General features: G+C 75.0%; 5 protein-coding genes. All 5 read left to right on the top strand.

The genetic code is table 11. The features are described from left to right. The first annotated feature begins 2 nt into the window (after nucleotides 1-2). The 5 genes from GT755_RS04645 to GT755_RS04625 are packed head-to-tail and all read left to right on the top strand — an operon-like array spanning nucleotide 3 to nucleotide 20,404. On the top strand, nucleotides 3-5,372 hold the full coding sequence (locus GT755_RS04645; protein WP_161478415.1) for a type I polyketide synthase: 5,370 nt from the start codon (nucleotides 3-5) through the stop codon (nucleotides 5,370-5,372). A gap of 45 nt (nucleotides 5,373-5,417) precedes the next feature. After that, nucleotides 5,418-10,127: a type I polyketide synthase gene (locus GT755_RS04640; protein WP_161478414.1), complete on the top strand. Its 4,710-nt coding sequence runs from the start codon at nucleotides 5,418-5,420 to the stop codon at nucleotides 10,125-10,127. A gap of 11 nt (nucleotides 10,128-10,138) precedes the next feature. Continuing rightward, nucleotides 10,139-19,243: a type I polyketide synthase gene (locus tag GT755_RS04635; protein ID WP_161478413.1), complete on the top strand. Its 9,105-nt coding sequence runs from the start codon at nucleotides 10,139-10,141 to the stop codon at nucleotides 19,241-19,243. A 41-nt stretch (nucleotides 19,244-19,284) separates the two neighbouring features. Next, a complete protein-coding gene (locus tag GT755_RS04630) occupies nucleotides 19,285-20,133 on the top strand; it encodes a 3-hydroxyacyl-CoA dehydrogenase family protein (protein ID WP_161478412.1) in 849 nt (282 codons plus the stop codon). A gap of 22 nt (nucleotides 20,134-20,155) precedes the next feature. Continuing rightward, nucleotides 20,156-20,404, top strand: coding sequence for an acyl carrier protein (locus GT755_RS04625; RefSeq protein ID WP_161478411.1), 249 nt, complete (start codon nucleotides 20,156-20,158; stop codon nucleotides 20,402-20,404).

Below are 20,404 nucleotides of genomic sequence, written 5' to 3'. Positions count from 1 at the left end.
CCGTGACCACTGAGGACAGACTTCGCGACTACCTCAAACGCGCGATCATCGAGCTGGAGGACACCCGCGAGCACCTCGCGGAGCTGGAGGAACGCCGGCACGAGCCCATCGCGGTCGTCGGCATGGCCTGCCGCTATCCCGGTGGGGTGACCAGCCCCGAAGAGTTGTGGGACCTGGTGGCCGGCGGCGTGGACGCGATCGGCGAGTTCCCCGCCGACCGGGGCTGGGCCGCCGACCTGTACGACCCCGACCCGGAGGCGGTGGGCAAGTCGTACACCCGCCACGGCGGCTTCGTGTACGACGCGGGCGACTTCGACGCCGCATTCTTCGGGATGAGCCCGCGTACCGCGCTGGCCACCGACCCGCAGCACCGGCTCGTGCTGGAGTCGTCGTGGGAGGCGTTCGAGCGGGCCGGCATCGACCCGGCCACGCTGCGCGGCAGCCTGACCGGGGTCTACGTCGGCAACATGTACGAGCACTACGCCGGCCGCTTCATCGGCACGGTCCCGGCCGCAGTGGAGGGCACGCTGTTCACCTCCAGCGCCTCCAGCGTGTTGTCGGGGCGGGTGTCGTACACCTTCGGGCTGGAGGGCCCGTCGATCTCGGTGGACACGGCCTGCTCCTCCTCGCTGGTCGCGATCCACCTGGCGGTGCAGGCGCTGCGGCGGGGCGAGTGCTCCCTCGCGCTCGCCGGGGGCGCCACCGTGATGGCCTCGGCGGAGCCGTTCATCGAGTTCTCCCGGCAGCGGGCCATCTCCGCCGACGGCCGCTGCAAGTCCTTCAGCTCGACCGCCGACGGCGCGGCCTGGGCCGAGGGCGTCGGCATCCTGCTGCTGGAGCGCCTGTCGGACGCACGGCGCAACAACCGCAGGATCCTCGCGGTGGTGCGCGGCTCGGCCGTCAACCAGGACGGCGCGAGCAACGGCATGACCGCGCCCAACGGCCCCGCCCAGGAGCGGGTCGTGCGGCAGGCGCTGGCCGACGCGCGGCTCGACACCCGCGACGTCGACGCCGTCGAGGCGCACGGCACCGGCACCCGGCTCGGCGACCCGATCGAGGCCCAGGCCCTGCTCGCCACCTACGGACGCAGGCGCGGAGCCGACCGGCCGCTCTGGCTCGGCTCGGTGAAGTCGAACATCGGGCACACCCAGGCCGCCGCCGGGGTGGCCGGCGTGATCAAGATGATCAAGGCGATGGAGCACCGGACCCTGCCGATGACCCTGCACGTGGCGGAACCGACGCCGCATGTGGACTGGTCGTCGGGAGGGGTGCGGCTGCTCACCGAGCCGGTCCCGCTCCCCGCCGGCCGGGTGGTGCGGACGGCCGTGTCGAGTTTCGGGATCAGCGGCACGAACGCCCACCTCATCCTGGAGGAGGCGCCCGCCGCCGAGACCGAGGCCGAGGCCCCGGCCGGCGGTCCCCTCGTCTGGGTCCTCAGCGCGAAGTCCGCCGCCTCCCTGCGCGGCCAGGCCTCCCGGCTGAGCGGGTTCGCCGGCGGCGCCCCCGAGGCCGACCTGTCCGCCGCCGGCCGGCTCCTGGCCCGCCGCTCCGGCTTCGCCCACCGCGCCGTCGTCGTCGCCGCGGACCGCGCCGAACTGGTCGCCGCGCTGACCGCCCTCGCCGAGGGCGCCCCGCACCCCGCCGCCGTGACCGGGGTCGCCCCCGCCGACACCCGGCCGGTCTTCGTCTTCCCCGGTCAGGGCTCCCAGTGGGCCGGGATGGCGGTCGACCTGCTCGACTCCAACGAGGCGTTCCGCGCGCAGATGCAGCGCTGCGAGAAGGCGCTGCGCGTGCACACGGGCTGGTCGGTCACCGGTGTGCTGCGCGCCGACGAGGGAGCGCCGGAGCTTGCGGGCACCGACGTCGTCCAGCCGGTCCTGTTCGCGGTGATGGTCTCCCTGGCCGCGGCGTGGCGCTCGTTCGGCGTCGAACCCGCGGCCGTGGTCGGCCACTCCCAAGGCGAGATCGCCGCCGCCTGCGTGGCGGGCGCGCTCTCACTTGAGGACGCCGCCAAGATCGTCGCGCTGCGCAGCCGGGCCCTGGTCAAGCTGAGCGGCACCGGCGGCATGCTCGCCGTGTCGCTCCCCGCCGGGCAGGTCCGCGACCTGCTGGAGCCGTGGCGGGACCAGATCTGGATCGCGGTGCACAGCGGCCCCGCCGGCTGCGTCGTCGCCGGTGACGCGGACGCGCTGGACGCCTTCACCGCCGCCCACGGCGGCGCCGTCCAGATCCGCCGGATCGTGGTCGACTACGCCTCCCACACCCCGCACGTCGAGGCGCTCCGCGAGGAACTGCTGGCCACCCTGGACGGCGTCGCGCCCCAGGCGACCGACATCGCGTTCAGCTCCGCGCACCGGGGCGAGTTCATCGACCCGGCCGGCCTGACCACCGCCTACTGGTACGAGAGCCTCCGCAACCCGGTCCTGATCGAGTCGGCGGTCACCGCCTTCGCGGGCACCGGCACGCCGCTGTTCGTCGAGGTGAGCCCGCATCCGGTCCTCGGCCACGACCTGCGGGAGATCTGCGAGTCGGCCGGGATCCCGGCGGGCGTCGCCGCGACCCTGCGCCGGGGAGCGGGTGACCATCGCCGCTTCCTGACCGCGCTGGCCGACGCGTACGTCCTCGGCGCGGAGGTCGACTGGAGCGCGGCCGTCACCCCCGGGCCCGACCGCACCGTGGACCTGCCGACGTACGCCTTCGAGCGCCGCCGCTACTGGCTGGGCGCCGCCGGGCCGGCCGGGATCGCGCCCGCCGGGATCGACGCCTCCGGCCACCCCCTGCTCACCGCCGTGGTGCCGACGGCCGACGACGGATTCCTGTTCACCGGTGAGCTGAGCGCGGCGACCGCACCGTGGCTGGCCGACCACGCCGTCGAGGGCGGCGTGCTGCTGCCGGGCGCGGCCTTCGTCGAGCTGGCCCTCGAAGGCGGCGCGCTCGCGGGCTTCGACCACCTGGAGGAACTGGTCATCGAGGCGCCGCTGTTCCTCTCCGAGGGCGACGCCGTGCCCCTTCAGGTCATCGTCGGCCCGCCCGACGCCGACGGCCGCCGCGCCGTCGGGGTCTTCGCCCGCACCGGCGTGACCTGGACGCGGCACGTCTCCGGGCTCCTCGTCACCGGCCCGCCGGAGGCGGCGGACCTGTCCGCCTGGGCGACCTCCTGGCCGCCCGCCGACGCCGAGCCGGTCCCCGTCGACGGCGGCTACGAGCGGCTGGCCGACCTCGGCTACGAGTACGGCCCGGCCTTCCAGGGCGTGCGCGCCATGTGGACCCGGGGCGCCGAACTGTTCGCCGAGATCGCCCTGGACCTGGACGTCACCGGGTTCGGCATCCATCCGGCCGTGCTGGACGCGGCCTTCCACCCGATGGTGCTGGCCGCCGGGCCCGGCGCGCCGCGCCTGCCGTTCGCGTTCCGGGGCGTCACCCTGCACGCCTCGGGGGCCACCCTGCTGCGGGTCCGGCTGGTCCCGTCGGGGGACGACGCGACCGTCGAGGCGGCGGACGCCTCCGGCCGCCCGGTGTTCTCCATCGGCGACCTGCGGGTGCGGACCGCTCCGGCGCGCACGTCCGTCGCCCGGGGACCCGTGCTCCACGGGATGGACTGGGTGAAACTCACCGCGCCGGCCGGCGACGAGACCGCGTTCGTCTTCCTCGGCGCCGGTCCGCTCCCCGCCGACGTGCCGGGTTTCGTCGTCGCCCCCGTCGGCGCCGGCCCGTCGAGCGAGCTGCCGGCCGCGCTGAGGGAGGAGTGCGGCCGGGCGCTCGACCTGGTCCGGACGTGGGCGGGCGACGAACGGTTCGCCGACTCCCGCCTGGTGTTCGTGACCCGGCCCGGTGACCTGGCCGGCGCGGCCGTGCGCGGGCTGGTGCGGACCGCGATGTCGGAGCATCCCGGCCGCTTCGTGCTCCTGGAGGCCGCGGAGGGGTTCGCCGACTGGCCCGCCGTGGCCGGCGCGGTCGCGGCCGGGGAGACGCAGCTCGTGGCCGTGGACGGCGCGCTGCTGGCCCCCCGCCTGGCCCGCCGGACCGCCGAACCGCCCGAGCCGCCCAGCCTCGGTGAGGGCACGGTGCTGGTCACCGGCGGCACCGGGGGCCTGGGCAGCCTGGTCGCCCGGCGGCTGGTGGAGCGGCACGGCGTACGGGATCTGCTGCTCGTCTCCCGGCGCGGCCTGGACGCGCCCGGCGCGGGCGAGCTGGCCGGCGACCTGGGCGCGCTCGGCGCGCGGGTCACGGTCGTCGCGTGCGACGTCGCCGACCGCGCCGCGCTGGCCGCAGCGCTCGCGCTCGTCCCGCCCGACCGGCCGCTGACCGGCGTCGTGCACACCGCCGGCGTCCTGGACGACGCGACCGTCGAGCAGCTGAACGGCGACCGCCTCGACACCGTGTTCGCGCCCAAGGCCGACGCCGCCTGGCACCTGCACGAGCTCACCCGCGACCTGCCGCTGTCGGCCTTCGTGCTGTTCTCCTCGCTGGCCGGCACGCTCGGCAGCGCCGGGCAGGGCAACTACGCCGCCGCGAACGTGTTCCTGGACGCCCTCGCCGCGCACCGCCGCGAGACCGGCCTGCCGGCCGTGTCGATCGCGTGGGGCCTGTGGGACGCCGGCAGCGGCATGACCGGCGGCCTCACCCACGGCGACGTGGCCAGGATGGCCCGCTCCGGCGTCGCGCCGCTCCCCGCCGAAGCCGGCCTGGACCTGTTCGACGCCGCCCTCGGCAGCGCCGAACCGCTGGTCGTCGCCGCCGGCTGGGACGTCGGCGGGCTCCAGGCCCGCGCCGAACGGGGCGACCTGCCGCCGATGCTGCTCGGGATGGTCCGCGCGCCGCGCCGGCAGGCCGCGTCGGGCGGCGCCCCGGCCGCGCCCGCCGGCGGCGACCTGCGGGAACGGCTGGCCGCGGTGCCCGAGACCGAGGCCAGGCGGCTGCTCACCGACCTCGTCCGCGGCCACGTCGCCGCCGTGCTGGCGCACGGCAGCGCCGACGGGATCGACGTGGACCGGGCGTTCAACGAGCTCGGCTTCGACTCCCTGACCGCCGTCGAGCTCCGCAACCGGCTCAACGCGGAGACCGGCCTGCGGCTGCCCGCGACGCTCGTCTTCGACCACCCGACGGTCACCGCGCTGACCGGCTACCTGTTCCGGAGCCTCGCCCCCGCCGCACCCTCGCCCGAGGAGACGCTGCGAGGCGCGCTGGAGCGGGTCGAGGCCGAGCTCGGCTCCCTCAACGGTGAGGCGGACGCGGTCAGGAACAAGCTCGTCGCCATCCTCCAGACCGGCCTGACCAGGCTCGCGCCCCCGGCCGACGCGACGGGAGTGGTGGCGAAGATCGGCTCGGCCTCCGACGAGGAGATCTTCGCGCTGATCGACAACGAACTCTGACCACCGTCCCGACCACCACCCCTCGCTACTGGAAAGGCTCGACAGATGGGGAACGAGGAAAAACTCCGCGCCTACCTCAAGCGTGTGACCGTCGAACTGACCCAGACGCGCCGCCAGCTCGCCGCCGCCGAGGACCGGACCCACGAACCGGTCGCGATCATCGGCATGTCCTGTCGCTACCCCGGCGGGGGCGAGACGGTCGAGGGGTACTGGGACATGTTGTCGCAGGGCCGCAACGGCATCTCCGAGGTGCCGGCCTCGCGCTGGAACATCGACGACTACTACGATCCCGACCCGCGCACCCCGGCCGCCATGTACACCAGGCACGGCGCGTTCCTGCCGGAGATCACCACCTGGGACGCCGAGTTCTTCGGCCTGTCCCCGCGTGAGGCGCTCCGCGTCGACCCCCACCATCGGCTCCTGCTGGAGCTGACGTGGGAGGGCCTGGAGAACGCCGGCGTCTCCCCGGCCCGGGTGGCGGGCAGCCGCACCGCCGTGATCATCGGGCTGATGGACACCCTCCAGTACGGCCGTCTCCAGCTCGAACGCCAGGGCCGGGACGCGCTGGCCGACCCCTATCTGGCCTCGGGGGTGTCCGCCAGCGTCGCCGCCGGGCGGATCGCCTACCAGTTCAACCTGTCGGGCCCGACGCTCACGGTCGACACCGCCTGCTCCTCGTCGCTGATCGCGGTGCATCTGGCCGCCGAGAGCCTGCGGCGCGGCGAATGCGACCTGGCCGTCGCGGCCGGGGCGTCGCTCACCATCCACCCCACCAACTTCATCCAGGCCTGCGCCGGCGGGATGCTCTGCCAGGACGGCAGGTGCAAGACGTTCGACGCCGACGCCGACGGCTACGTGATGGGGGAGGGCGCCGGCCTGGTCGTGCTCGAACCGCTCTCCAAGGCGATCGCGAACGGCCGCCGCATCCGTGCCGTGCTGCGCGGCTCCGCCGTCAACCAGGACGGCCGCAGCAACGGCCTCACCGCCCCCAGCCGCAGCGCCCAGGTCGCGGTGATCACCAGCGCGCTGGCCGCCGCCGGCGTGTCGCCCGACGACATCGACCACGTCGAGGCGCACGGCTCGGGCACCCACCTCGGCGACGCGATCGAGCTCGGCGCCCTGCACGACGTCTTCGGCGGCCGGTCGGCCGAACGCCCCCTGCGGGTCGGCGCGGTCAAGACCAACATCGGCCACACCCAGGCCGCCGCCGGCGTCGCCGGGCTGATCAAGTCGGTGCTGATCCTGGAGAACCGGCTCATCCCCCAGACCCTCAACCTGACCCGGCCGTCCCCGGCCGTCCCCGCGGACGGTTCGATCCAGCCGGCCGCAGACGCGGTGCCGCTGTCCGGCGAGGGCACGCCGCGCCTGGTCGGGGTCAGCTCGTTCGGCCTGTCCGGCACCAACGCCCACCTGGTGCTCGAATCCGCGCCGCCGCCCGGACCGGCGGCGGTCGCCGAAGGTCCGCACGCGCTGCCCCTCTCGGCCGCCGGGGACGCGGCGTTCCGCGAGCACGCCGCCCGTCTGGCCTCCTGGCTGGAGGACCACCCCCGCGCCGACCTGGCCGACGTCGCGCACACGCTGCGGGCCGGCCGCGCCGAACACGACCACCGCCGCGTCCTGGTCTGCGACGACGTGGCCGGGGCCGTCCGCGGGCTCCGGGCCGCCGCCGCCTCTGGACCCGCCGCGCGCGTCAAGGGGCGGCCGCGCGTCGCCTTCCTCCTCCCCGGCGTCGGCGACCAGTACGCCGGCCTCGGCCGGGAGCTCTACCAGGCCGAACCCGTCTACGCCGAAGCGGTCGACCGCTGCGTCGAACTCCTCGGGGACGTCGACCTGCGCCCCCTGTTCGAGCCGGCCGAACGGCCCGCCGCCTCCGGAGACCTGGCCGCCCTGCTCGGACGTGCACAACCGTCCACGGGGACCGACGACCGGCTGGCGCACGCCGAGGTCGCCCACCCGTTCCTGTTCACCGTCGAGTACGCGCTGGCCCGGCTGCTCGCGCACCGGGGCGTGCGCCCGGACGTGCTGCTCGGCTACAGCCTCGGCGAATACGTCGCCGCCACCCTGGCGGGGGTCTTCACCCTGGAGGACGCGCTGCGCGTCGTCACCGAACGCGCCCGCCTGATCAGCGCCGTCCCGGCCGGGAAGATGGTCGCGGTGGCGGCCGGCGAGGACCGGGTCCGCGCCTTCCTCGCCGGGACCGGGACCGGGACCGGGATAGGGATCGCCGCGCTGAACGGCCCCTCGATGACCGTCCTCAGCGGCGCGCCCGACGAGATCGACGCCGTCACCCACCGGCTGCTCGCCGAGGGCGTCGCCTGCCGCCCGCTGCGCTCCGCGCACGCCTTCCACTCGTCGCTGCTCGAACCCGCGCGGGAGAAACTGGCCGCGCTGATCGAATCGGTGCCCCGGCGGGCCCCGGCCACCACGATCCTGTGCAACCTCACCGGCCGGCCGATGACCGCGGAACAGGCCACCAGCAGCGCGTACTGGGCCGACCAGCTCGTCAGCACGGTCAGGTTCGCCGACGCGGTGGGGCGCTGCGTCGAGCAGGACGTCGACGTGTTCGTCGAACTCGGCGCGGGGCAGACGCTCGGCGGGCTGGTCCGGCAGAACCTCGCGGGCGGGTCCCGGGCCGCGGTGCTGGGCACCCTGCCGGCCTCCTGGGCCGGTGGAGAACCGCGCGACGCCCGGGTCGAGCTCCTGGAGACCTGCTCCCGGTTGTGGGAACTCGGCGCGAGCGTGACCTGGGAGCGTGTCCAGCCGGGACCGGGCCGCGTCGTCAGCCTGCCGGCGTACCCGTTCCAGCGGACCCGCTTCTGGCCCGAGATCGGGGAGGGCGGCAGCTCGCCGGTGCCGTCCGCCCGGCCGGCCGAACCGGCTGACCTCTGCTTCGCCCCCGCCTGGCAGCGTGACCCGGCGCGCCCGGCCGCCCCCGCCGACCTGCGGCTGGACGGACCGCTGATCGTGTTCGCCGACTCCGGCGGCGTCGGCACGGCGCTCGCCGACCGCGCCGCCGCCGCGGGCACGCGGGTCGTCGAGGTGGTCGCCGGGACCGGGTTACGCCGCGAGGGCCGCCGCCTGGTCATCGACCCCCGCGACCCCGGCCACTACGCCGAGGTGTTCGCCCTCGCCGACGGTGACGGGCCGGTCCGGGTGGCCCACCTGTGGAGCCTCCTCGCCGACGACCCGCACACCGCCGTCGAATACGGCTTCGACAGCCTGCTGCTCGCCGCCCAGGCCCTCGGCGACCGGGACGTGCGGCTGCTGACCGTCACCCGGGGGGCCGCCGAGATCCTCGGCGCGGACGCGACGGCCCCGTACCGGGCCGTGACCCACGGTCTGGGCCGCGCGATCCGGCACGAGTACGCGGGCCTGGACTGGACCGGCGTCGACCTCGACCCCGACGCGCCGGACGCCGACGCCGCCGCCGCCCAGATCGGCCGCGAACTGCTGCTCGACATCGGCCACGACGACACCGCGCACGACCGGGTCTCCGGCTGGCGGCGCGGCCGGCGCTGGCTGCGCGGCTGGGCCGAGGTGCCCGCGGTCCCCGACCCGCCCTCGCCGTGGCGGGAGGACGGCGTATACCTGATCACCGGCGGCACCCGCGGCCTGGGGATGGCGCTGGCCAGGCACCTGGTGCGGGCCGGGGTGCGCAGGCTCGCGCTGGTCGGCAGGACCGCGCTCTCCCACGACGCCGACCCTGAGAGCAAGGCCGGGCGCAGCCTGCGGGACGTCGCGGAACTGGAGGCCGCCGGAGCCGAGGTGCTGCTGCTCACCGCCGACGTCGGCGTGCCCGCCGAGTTGCGGGCCGCCCTGGAGCGCTGCCGCGACCACTTCGGCACGCTCACCGGCGTCGTCCACGCCGCCGGGCTCCCGGCCGGCGGGATGGCGCGGCGCAGGGCGCTCGCGGACGCCGGAGCGGTGCTCGCCCCCAAGGTCCTCGCGATGGGCCCGCTGGCCGAACTCGTCGGCCCGGGCACCCCCGCCGACCGGCGGCCCGAACTGCTCGTCCTGTACTCCTCCGCCGTCACCGCGTTCGGCGGCATCGGCGAGAGCGACTACTGCGCCGCCAACACCGTCCTGGACGCGTACGGCGAGGCGCTCGCCGCCTCGGCCCCCTCCACCCGCGTCGTGTCGATCGCCTGGGGCCCCTGGCAGCACGACGACTGGCAGGCGGAGAGCCTCAAGACCGCCACCGGCCTGGCCGAACGCGTGCGCGCCTACCGCGAGCGGTACGGCTTCGCCGACGACGCCGGCTGCGCCCTGCTGGACCGGATCGTGGCCGGTGGGCACGGCAGCGTCCTGGCGGTCCGGCAGCCGCTCGGCGAGGTGCTCCGCGACTGGTCCGCGATGGTCGACCTCGACGCTCTGGTCGGAGCGGCCACGGCCGTCTCGCTCAGCGAGCGCTTCCCGCGCCCCGAGCTGCGCACCGACTACGCGGCCCCCCGGACCGAGGCGGAGACCGCCGTCGCCGAAGTGTGGGGCGCCTACCTCGGCATCGACCGGGTCGGCGTCCACGACCCGTTCTTCGACCTCGGCGGCAACTCCCTGGTCGGGATGGCCATGGTGATCGCCATCGAGAAGGAGCTCGGCGTGCCGATCGCGCCCGCCGTGCTGTTCGAACACCCGACCGTGGCGGAGTTCGCCGCGGCGGTGGCCGGAGACGCCGCCGAAGGCGCCCGCCAGGCTCTGGACACCAGCTCGGCGCGGGGGTCGCGGCGTCGCCGCGCCCGCTCGGGGACGCGGAAGTGAGGACACCCGACATGAGAGCCGACGACGTGCTTGACGACGTTATCGAAGACGAGGGCACCGACATCGCCATTGTGGGGATGTCCGGCCGGTTCCCCGGCGCGTCCGGCGTGGCCGACCTGTGGACGGCCATTCGGGCCGGCCGATCCGGGGTGACCCGTTTCACCGACGAGGAACTCCGGGCCGCCGGCGTGCCCGAGGACCTGCTCGCCGACCCCGGTTACGTGAAGGCCGGGGCCGTGATCGACGGGGTCGAGCTGTTCGACGCGGGCTTCTTCGGGTTCAGCCCGAAGGAGGCGCAGATCCTCGACCCGCAGCACCGGCTCTTCCTGGAGCACAGCTGGGAGGCGCTGGAGGACGCGGGCTGCGACCCCACCCGCTTCGACGGCGCGATCGGCGTCTTCGGCGGCTCGGCGTGGAGCTCCTACCTGCAGAACAACCTGGTGCCCAGCGAGATCGGCGCCGTCATGGGCGAGCTCGCGGTGGGCCTGGCCAACGACAAGGACTCCCTCACCACCCGGGTCTCGCACACCCTCGGCCTGTCCGGTCCCAGCTACTCCGTGCAGAGCTACTGCTCGACGTCGCTGGTGGCGATCTGCGCCGCCGCCAGCAGCCTGGCCGCCTTCGAGAGTGATCTCGCGCTGGCCGGCGGCGTGGCGGTCGGCGTGCCGCACCGGGTCGGCTACCTCTACCAGCAGGGCGGCATCGCCCCGCCGGACGGCGAGTGCCGCGCCTTCGACGCGGGCGGCCTCGGCGCGCCGCTCGGCAGCGGCGTCGGCGTGGTCGCGCTGCGGCGCCTGGAGGACGCCCTCGCCGACGGCGACCAGATCTACGCGGTCATCCGGGGCTGGGCGGTCAACAACGACGCCGGTCGCAAGGTCGGCTTCACCGCGCCGGGCGTGCAGGGCCAGGCGGCCGTGATGGCCGAGGCGCTCGCCGCCGCCGGTCTGGCGCCGGCCGACATCGACTACGTGGAGGCGCACGGCACCGGCACCGCGCTCGGCGACGCCGCCGAACTGGCCGCGCTCCAGCAGGTGTTCCAGGGCCGGAACCTGCTGATCGGCTCGGTCAAGCCCAACGTCGGCCACCTCGACCGGGCCGCCGGCGTGACCAACCTGATCAAGGCGGCGCTCGCGCTCCGGCACGGCGAGATCCCGCCGACCCGTAACCTGTCCACGCCGAACGCGCAGCTCAGCGCCGGAGGGGCCCGGCTCGACGTGGTCACCGGCCTGCGCGCGTGGCCGCGCGAAGCGGGCCGGATCCGGAGGGCGGGCGTCAGCGCCTTCGGCATCGGCGGCACCAACGCGCACGTCGTGCTGGAGGAGGCCCCGCCGGTCTCCCGGCCGGCCGACACGTCCCGGCCGCAGCTGCTCATCTGGTCGGCCCGTTCGGCGAAGGCCGCCGACGAGCTGACCGCCGGTCTCGCCGGCCACCTCGCCGACAACCCCGGCCTGCGGCTCGGCGATGTCGCCCACACCCTGCAGACCGGCCGCCGCGTCTTCGAGCACCGCCGGTTCCTGGTCGCCGCCACGGCCGGGGAGGCCGTCGCCGGGATGCGGGACGCGGGTGTGCTGGGGCGCGCGGAGAGCCGCGGCGACCGCCCGGTCGGCTTCCTGATCCCGGGTACCGGCGAGCAGTACCCGGGCCTGGCCGAGGACCTCTACGCCACCGAGCCCGCGTTCCGGGCCGCTCTCGACGAGTGCCGCGCGATCCTGCGCACCCGGATGGACGGCGCCGACCCGCTGGAGGAGATGCTCCGCCCCCGCGACACCCGTTCGGGCGGCGGCCTCGGCGCCCTCCTCGGCCGCGAGAGCGCCGGCTCCGACGCGATGCCGACCGCGCTGCTGCACCCCGCGCTCTTCTCCGTCGAATACGCCCTGGCCAGGACGCTCATCGGCTGGGGCGTCACCCCGGCCGTGCTGGCCGGGTACAGCCTCGGCGAGTACGTCGCCGCGTGCCTCGCCGGGGTGCTCTCGCTGGAGTCCGCGCTCGCGCTGGTGGCGCACCGGGCCACGCTGATCGACACGCTGCCCGAGGGCGCGATGGGCGCGGTCCCGCTCGGCGCGGCCGACCTGGCCGCCAGGATCACGCGGGCCGGGATCGCGGGGATCGACGTGGCCGCGGAGAACGGCCCCGACCTGACCGTGCTCGCGGGCGAGCCCGCCGCCATGGAGACGGTCCGGGCGCTGCTGGCGGCCGACGGGATCCCGTGCCGCCCGCTGGCCACCGGGCACGCCTTCCACTCCCGGATGATGGAGCCGGTCCGCGCCGAGCTGACGGCCTGGATCGGCGCCAACATCGAGTTGTCCGGGCCGCGCATCCCGTACGTGTCGAACGTCACCGGCGAGCTGATCACCGAGGCGCAGGCCACCGACCCCGGCTACTGGGCCGAGCACATGTGCGCGCCGGTCCGGTTCGACGCCGTGCTGGGCACGCTGCTGGCCCAGGGCGACCACGCCCTGGTGGAGCTGGGCCCCGGCCAGTCGCTGGGCGCGATGGTCCGGGCGCACCGTGACTGCCCGCGCGAGCGCTGGCCGCTGGTCGTCGGAACCCTCCCGGCCGCCGCCGACCCGCGCCCGGCCGGGTCCGTGCTCGCCGAGGCCGTCGGGCGGCTCTGGCTGGCCGGCGTCCCGATCGACTGGCCCGGCTACCGGCAGGACCGGCCGGCCGCCAAGGTCGGCCTGCCCACCTACCCCTTCCAGCGGGAGCGCTACTGGATCGACGCCCCGGCCGGGCGTCCCGCCGAGGCGCCGCGCCTGGCGGCCGACCCCGACCACGTCCGGCTTCTGGAGTCGCGCTGGGCCGCCGAGGCGCTGCCCGCGGAAACGCGCACCATCGGCCGTCACGTCCTGTTCGCCGACGCCACCGGCGTCGCCGAGGCGCTGGCTCAGTCGCTCAGCGCCGACGGCGGCGAGGTGGTGACCGTACGGGCGGGGGACTCGTTCGCCGAGGTCCCCGGCGGTTTCACCGTCGACCCCGCTTCGGCCGCCGACCACATCGCGCTGGCCCGGCGGCTGGCCGAGGACGGCCCCGTCGTCGTGGCCGACCTCCGCCTCCTCGACCCCGGCAGTGGCCCGGACGGGCGGGCCGTCGTGCCGCTGGCCCGGCTGCTGGACGCCTTCGGCGACGAGGGCGGCGAGAGCACCCGCGTCGTCGTCGCCACGCTGGGCGGCCAGGCGGTCGCGCCGGGGGAGCACGCCGACCCGGCCCAGGCGGCCGCGGCGACGTTGCCGATCACCGGCAACCAGGAGTACCTGGCCCTCGACTGCCGCGGCGTGGACCTGGATCCGCGCGCGAGCGCCGCAGGGCACGCCGACGCCCTGGCCGCCGAGCTGCGGGGCACGTCGGCCGACGTCCTCGTCGCCTACCGGAACGGCCGCCGCCACGTGCGCGAGTTCGTCCCGGCCGCCGCCGCCAGGGACCGGATCGGCGTGCGCCCCGGCGGCACCTACCTGATCACCGGCGGCCTCGGCGACGTCGGTCTGCTCGTCGGGGAGCACCTGATCCGGGCCGGCGCGGGCCGGCTGATCCTGACCAGCCGGAGCGGCCCGCGCGGCGACGCCGCCGAGCGGCTGCGCGCGCTCGGCGCGGAGGTGCTCACCCCCCGCGTGGACGTCACCGACGCGGGCGCGATGCGCACGATGCTCGCCGAGGCGGGCCGCGTCGACGGCGTGGTGCACGCCGCCGCCGAGACCGGGCCCGACACCTTCCTCCCGCTCCGGGACGTCACCGAGGCCGCCGTCGAGCGCCACTTCGGCGCGAAGGTCACGGGTGCCCGCGTCCTGGCGGAGGTGCTTCCAGAGGTGGACTTCTGCGTGTTGTTCTCGTCCACCTCCTCGATCCTGGGCGGCATCGCGTTCGGCAGCTACTCGGCCGCCAACGCCGCGCTCACCGCCCTGGCCCGGAAGCCGGGATGGATCTCCGCGAGCTGGGACACCTGGTCGGTCACGCTGGAGCGCCTCGAAGGCGGGATGGGCGCGGCGATGGTCGCCCACTCCATGACCGCGGCCGAGTCCCTGGCCGCCCTCGACCAGGTGATCGCGGTCGGACGGCCCGCCGTCGTGGTGGCCGCGGGCGGCCTGGCCGACCGGTTGCCGAAGGTCGCCGCCGGGCCCGGACCGGCGCACGCCGCCGAGCGGTTCCCCCGGCCCGAGCTGCCGCAGCCCTACAGCCCGCCGCTGACCGGCACCGAGCGCGGCCTGGCCGAGTTGTGGTCGGAGGTGCTGGGCGTCGAGCCCGTCGGCACCCGCGACAACTTCTTCGACCTCGGCGGGAACTCGCTGGTCGCGCTCCAGATGCTGGCGCTGGTCAAGAAGCGGTTCGGGGTCGCCGTCCCGACGGTGCTGCTCTTCGAGGCCCCGACGGTCAACCGGCTGGCCGCCATCCTGGACGAACGCGGCGCCGCGGCGGCCCCGGCCAAGGCCGCCCCCCGGCCCGCCGCCCCCGTCGGGGCGACCCGGAGCGACGACGACCGGCGCATCGCCATCGTCGGCATGGCCGGCCGGTTCCCCGGCGCCGGCGACGTGGACGCCTTCTGGCGCAACCTCCGCGACGGCGTCGAGTCGATCAGCTTCTTCACGCCGGAGGAGCTCAGGGCGGCCGGCGTCGACGAGTCCCTCATCCACGACCCCGCGTACGTCCCCGCCCGCCCGATCCTGGACGACGTCGCCGGCTTCGACGCCCAGTTCTTCGGCATCAGCCCGCGCATGGCCGCCCTCACCGACCCGCAGCAGCGCCTGTTCCTCGAAGTCTGCTGGGAGGCCCTGGAGCACGCCGGCTACGGCGCCCCCGAGCACCGCGGCCGGGTCGGCGTCTACGGCGGCGCCAACCTCAGCACCTACCTCCTCCACATGGGCGAGCGCCTGCTGCGCGAGGACGAGGACGTCAGCCACTACGAGATCATCATGGGCAACGACAAGGACGCGCTCACCACCACGGTCTCCTACCTCTTCGACCTGCACGGCCCGAGCGTCGCCGTCCAGACGTTCTGCTCCACCTCCCTGGTCGCCACCCACATGGCGGTGCAGAGCCTGCGCGCGGGGGAGTGCGAGATGGCCCTGGCCGGAGGGGTCTCGATCCGCGTCCCCGACAAGGTCGGCCACGTCTTCGGCCCCGGCGGCATGGAGTCGCCCGACGGCCACGTCCGCACCTTCGACGCGCGGGCCCGGGGGAGCATGTTCGGCGACGGGGCCGCCGTGGTCCTGCTCAAGCGCCTGTCGGACGCGGTGAGGGACGGCGACCACGTCTGGGCCGTGATCCGCGGCTCCGCGATGAACAACGACGGCGCGCTCAAGGTCGGCTACACCGCGCCCAGCGTGGTCGGCCAGGCCAGGGTGATCGCCGACGCGCTGGCCGACGCCGACGTCACCGGTGAGGACATCAGTTACGTCGAGGCGCACGGCACCGCCACCGAACTCGGCGACCCGATCGAGGTGGCCGCGCTGACCCGCGCGTTCGGCCCGACAGCGGAGACGGGGTACTGCCCGATCGGCTCGGTCAAGACCAACGTCGGCCACCTGGACCGCGCGGCCGGGGCGAGCGGCCTGATCAAGACCTCGTACGCCCTGACGAACCAGGTCATCCCGGCGAGCCTGCACTACACGGCCCCCAACCCCGAGATCGACTTCGACAACAGCCCCTTCTACGTGAACGCCGAGCTCTCCCCGTGGCGGACCCGCGACGGCCGGCCGAGGATCGCCGGGCTCAACTCGCTCGGGATGGGCGGCACCAACGTGCACATGGTCATCGAAGAGGCCCCCGCGCGGCCCGCCGCCGTCAACGATGAGAAGGGCCGCCGTCACCAGATCCTGCCGGTCTCGGCCCGCAACGCGGTCGCCGCCGAGGAGGCCGCCCGGCGGCTCGGCGACCACCTGGGGGCCGCTCACGGCACGCGGCTGGCGGACGCCGCGTACACCCTCCAGGTGGGCCGCAAGACGTTCGAGCACCGCAAGGTCGTCGTCGCCACCGCCACCGCCGACGCCGCCCGGATCCTCACCGGCGAAGCCGCCCAGGACGGGCTGCTCTCCCGGGTCGACACCGTGCAGGGCCGCCAGACGGCGTTCCTGTTCGCCGGCGTCGGCGAGCAGTACCCGGGCATGGTCACCGAGATCTACGAGCGCGAACCCGCGTTCCGCGCGGCCCTGGACGAATGCCTTGAGCTGCTACGCGGGCCACTCGACGGCGTCGACCTGCCCGGCCTGATGGCCGGCGGACGCGGCGCGGGCAACGACCTGGCCGTCCTGCTCGGCCGGGCCGAGAACCACGACGGCCGGGCCGCCACGCTGAAGCGGACCGAGATCGCCCAACCGGCCCTGTTCGCCATCGAGTACGCCCTGGCCCGCACCCTGATGTCATGGGGCCTCCAGCCCCGGCTGATGCTCGGTTACAGCCTCGGCGAGTACGTCGCGGCCTGCCTGGCGGGGGTGCTCTCGCTGCCGGACGCGATCGCCCTGGTCGCGCACCGGGCCAAGCTGATCGGAGCGATGCCCGCCGGGTCCATGGTGGCCGTCTCGATGCCCGCCGAGGACGTGCGCCGCAGGTTCCGGCTGGAGCGGCGCGGCCTGGACCTCGCCGCCGTCAACGGCCCGCAGGTCTCGGTCGTGGCCGGGCCCTCGGAGGAGATGGAGCGGCTCGTCGCCGAGCTGCGCCGGGCCGACATCCCGTGCCGGGCGCTGGACACCACCCACGCCTTCCACTCCCGGATGCTCCAGCCGGTCGCCGGCGAGCTGACCGACTGGGTGAAGGCCAACATCCGGCTGAACCCGCCGGAGCTTCCCTACATCTCCAACCTGACGGGCGAGCTCGCCGACGCCGACCTGGTCTGCGACCCGGGTTACTGGGCCGCGCACATGTGCGGGACGGTGCGGTTCGGCAAGGGCGTCGAGACGCTGCTGGCCGACCCCGAGCTGGCCGTGGTCGAGATCGGGCCCGGCCAGTCGCTCGGCGCGCTGGTCCGCGGGGCGGGCTGCCCGCCGCGGCGGTGGCCGCTGATCCTGCACGCGCTGCCCGGCGGGAGCGACCCGCGGCCGGACGACGAGGTGCTGGCCGGATGCCTGGCCCGGCTCTGGCTGGTCGGCGCGGAGCTGGACTGGAACGCCTACCACGGACGGCTGCCCGAGGCCGGGACCGCCGGCCTGCCGGGCCGGATCCCGCTGCCGACCTACCCGTTCCAGCGGCGCCGCTACTGGATCGAGGGGACCTCGGTCGCGGCCGGGCCGAAGGCGAAGCCGGCGGCCCTGGACGGCGGCAACCTGTTCGACGCCATCGCCGGCCTGCCCAAGCTGCCCGAGGAACAGTGGCTCCACCTGCCGGTCTGGCGGCAGACCGCGGCGCCCGCGCCCAGCGTTGACCAGCCCCGCTCGTGGCTCGTCTTCACCCGCGAGGGTGCGGCCGACGCGGTGACCGCCGAACTCGCCGCGACCGGCGCGACCGTCATCCCGGTCCGCCCCGGCGAGGGCTACGCCGCCACCGGCGACGGCCACACGGTCCGCCCGGGAAACGTGGCCGACGCCCTCGCCCTCCTGCGCGACCTGCGCGCCGCCGGCCGCGGGCTCGACCGGGTCCTGCACCTGTGGACCCTGGAGCCCGGCGAGGGCACCGTCGAGTACGGCCTGCACACCCTGGTCGCCCTGGCGAGGGCGGCGGGCGAGTCCGGCCTCGACGGCTGGTCGCTGGACGTCGTGGCCTCCGGCACCCAGGAGGTCATCCCCGGCGAGGTCCGCAACCCCGACGGCTCGACCCTGATCGGCCCGGCCCTGGTGATCCCCCTGGAGTACCCGAGGGTGACCACCCGCTTCATCGACGTCGACACCCCCTGCGGCCTGGTCGCCGAACTGGCCCGCCCGCAGACCGACCGGATCGTGGCGCTCCGCCGGGGCCGCCGCCACCTCCCCGGCTACGAGACCATGGCCACCCCGGACGCCACTCCGCTGCGCGACGGCGGCGTCTATCTGATCACCGGCGGCCTCGGCGGCATCGCGCTCGGCCTGGCCGAACGGATGGCCCGCGACGTCAAGGCCAGGCTCGTCCTGCTCGCCCGGTCCGGCCTGCCGGGCCGGGACGAGGCCGCCCGGCGGGTACAGGCCGTCCGCGACCTCGGCGGCGAGGTCGAGATCGTGGTCGGCGACGTGTCCGACCCGGCCGCGGTGCGGCGGGCGGTGGACACGGCGATCGAGCGGTTCGGTGTGCTCCACGGCGTCCTGCACGCGGCCGGCCTGCCGGCCATGGGCCTGATGCAGTTCAAGCGGCCGCCGGAGCTGGACGCCGTGCTCGCCCCCAAGATCGCCGGAACGCGGGCGCTGGCCGAGGCCCTCCGCATCGGCGAGCCCGGCGAGATCGAGCTGGACTTCCTGGCGCTGTTCTCCTCGATCACCTCCGCCACCGGCGGCGGCCCCGGCCAGGTGGACTACTGCGCCGCCAACGCCTACCTCGACGGCTACGCGCTGCGCCTGGCCGCGACCGGCCGCAATGTCGTCTCGATCGACTGGGGCGAGTGGACCTGGAACGCCTGGGAGGCCGGCCTGGCCGGCTACGACGAGGGTCTCCAGACCTTCTTCAAGGAGAACCGGGCCAGGGTCGGCATCGGCTTCGAGGAGGGGTACCGCTCGCTGCTGCGCGCCCTGGCCAGCGGCGAACCCCGGGTGATCGTCTCCACCCAGGACTTCGAGACCGTCGTCACCGGCAGCGCGCGGTTCAACCTGGAGGCGGTGACCTCGCCCGCCGTGGCCGGCGCCGGCGGGGACCGGCACCCCCGGCCCGAGCTGGTCACGCCCTACCAGGAGCCGTCCGGGCCGAAGGAGGAGGCCATCGCGGTCATCTGGGGCGACGCGCTCCGCCTCGACCGGATCGGCGTGCTCGACAACTTCTTCGAACTGGGCGGCAACTCGCTGCTGGGCGTCAGCATCGTGGCCGCCCTGCGCCGCGAGTTCGCCCTCGCCGAGCTTCCGCCGCACATCTTGTACGAGGCGCCGACCGTGGCCGCGCTCGCCGCGACCGTCGAGGCCCTCGCCTCGGGACCGGCGCCCGCGCCGGGGACGGCGGGCGAGAACGGGGGCAGCCACGTCCGCGCCCAGCTCCGCCGCTCGGGCCTGGAGTCGGCGGCCTCCCGCCGGCGCCGGTGAACGCCATCTGTCAGCAGGACAACCAGAGAAACGGAGAGGTCATGACACTTATCGGTGTGGTGGGCGCCGGCGTGATGGGCGTCGGCGTGGCCCAGAACCTGGCACAGACCGGCCACGACGTGGTCCTGGTGGACAAGGACGAGGAGATCCTCGCCGCGGCCCGCGCCACCATCTGGCGCAACGCCAGGATGAGCCGCCTGATGGGCGGCCCGGCCCTGGACCCCGACGACGTGCTGTCCCGGATCACCACCGCGGTGGGCGCCGAGGCGGTCGCCAAGGCCGACGTGGTCATCGAGAACGTGACGGAGAACTGGGACGTCAAGCGGGCGGTCTACGAGACGATGGACGCGGTCTGCGGGCCGGACACCGTCTTCGTCGTCAACACCTCCGCGATCCCGATCACCAAGGTCGCCGCCGTCACCGGCCGCCCCGGCAAGGTCGTCGGGGTGCACTTCATGAACCCGGTCCCGGCCAAGCCGGCGTGCGAGCTGATCCCCGGCTTCCACACCACCGCCGAGACCGTCGAGCGGGTCCGCGACCTGCTGTCGGCGATGGGCAAGAAGGCCATCGACGTCAAGGACGCCTGCGGGTTCGTCTCCAACCGGGTGCTGATGCTCACCGTGAACGAGGCGGCGTTCCTCGTCCACGAGGGCGTCGCCACCGCCGAGTCGGTCGACGAGGTGTTCCGGAGCTGTTTCGGCCACCCGATGGGCCCGCTGGAGACGGCCGACCTGATCGGCGTCGACACCATCCTCTACAGCGTCGAGGTGCTCTACGAGCACTACGCCGACAGCAAGTACCGGCCGTGCCCGCTGCTCAAGCAGATGACCGACGCGGGCCTGCACGGCCGCAAGTCGGGCCGCGGTTTCTACACCTACGACGCCAACTAAGCGATCCCCGAAGGAGCCAGACATGTCCGGCAACGCCAAGGACCAGATCCTCGACTTCGTGCGCGCCCGCTACCCGCAGGCGGAGATCGACGAGACCCAGGACATCTTCGCCCTGGGCTTCGTGAACTCGCTGTTCGCCATGGAGCTGGTGATGTTCATCGAGAAGACGTTCGAGGTCACCATCCCCAACGACGAGTTGAAGATCGACAACTTCCGGTCCGCCACCAGCATGGCGGAGCTGGTGGACCGGCTTTCCCCCGCGCGGGTCTGA

It is taken from the genome of Herbidospora solisilvae, assembly GCF_009901565.1.
Taxonomy (GTDB): Bacteria; Actinomycetota; Actinomycetes; order Streptosporangiales; family Streptosporangiaceae; genus Herbidospora; species Herbidospora solisilvae.
This window is presented reverse-complemented; position numbering and strand designations above follow the sequence as displayed.

Bases quoted from the DNA above. Each gene is read 5' to 3' on its own strand.
- GT755_RS04640 (WP_161478414.1), top strand. From the start codon at position 5,418: ATGGGGAACGAGGAAAAACTCCGCGCCTACCTCAAGCGTGTGACCGTC.
- GT755_RS04635 (WP_161478413.1), top strand. From the start codon at position 10,139: ATGAGAGCCGACGACGTGCTTGACGACGTTATCGAAGACGAGGGCACC.
- GT755_RS04630 (WP_161478412.1), top strand. From the start codon at position 19,285: ATGACACTTATCGGTGTGGTGGGCGCCGGCGTGATGGGCGTCGGCGTG.
- GT755_RS04625 (WP_161478411.1), top strand. From the start codon at position 20,156: ATGTCCGGCAACGCCAAGGACCAGATCCTCGACTTCGTGCGCGCCCGC.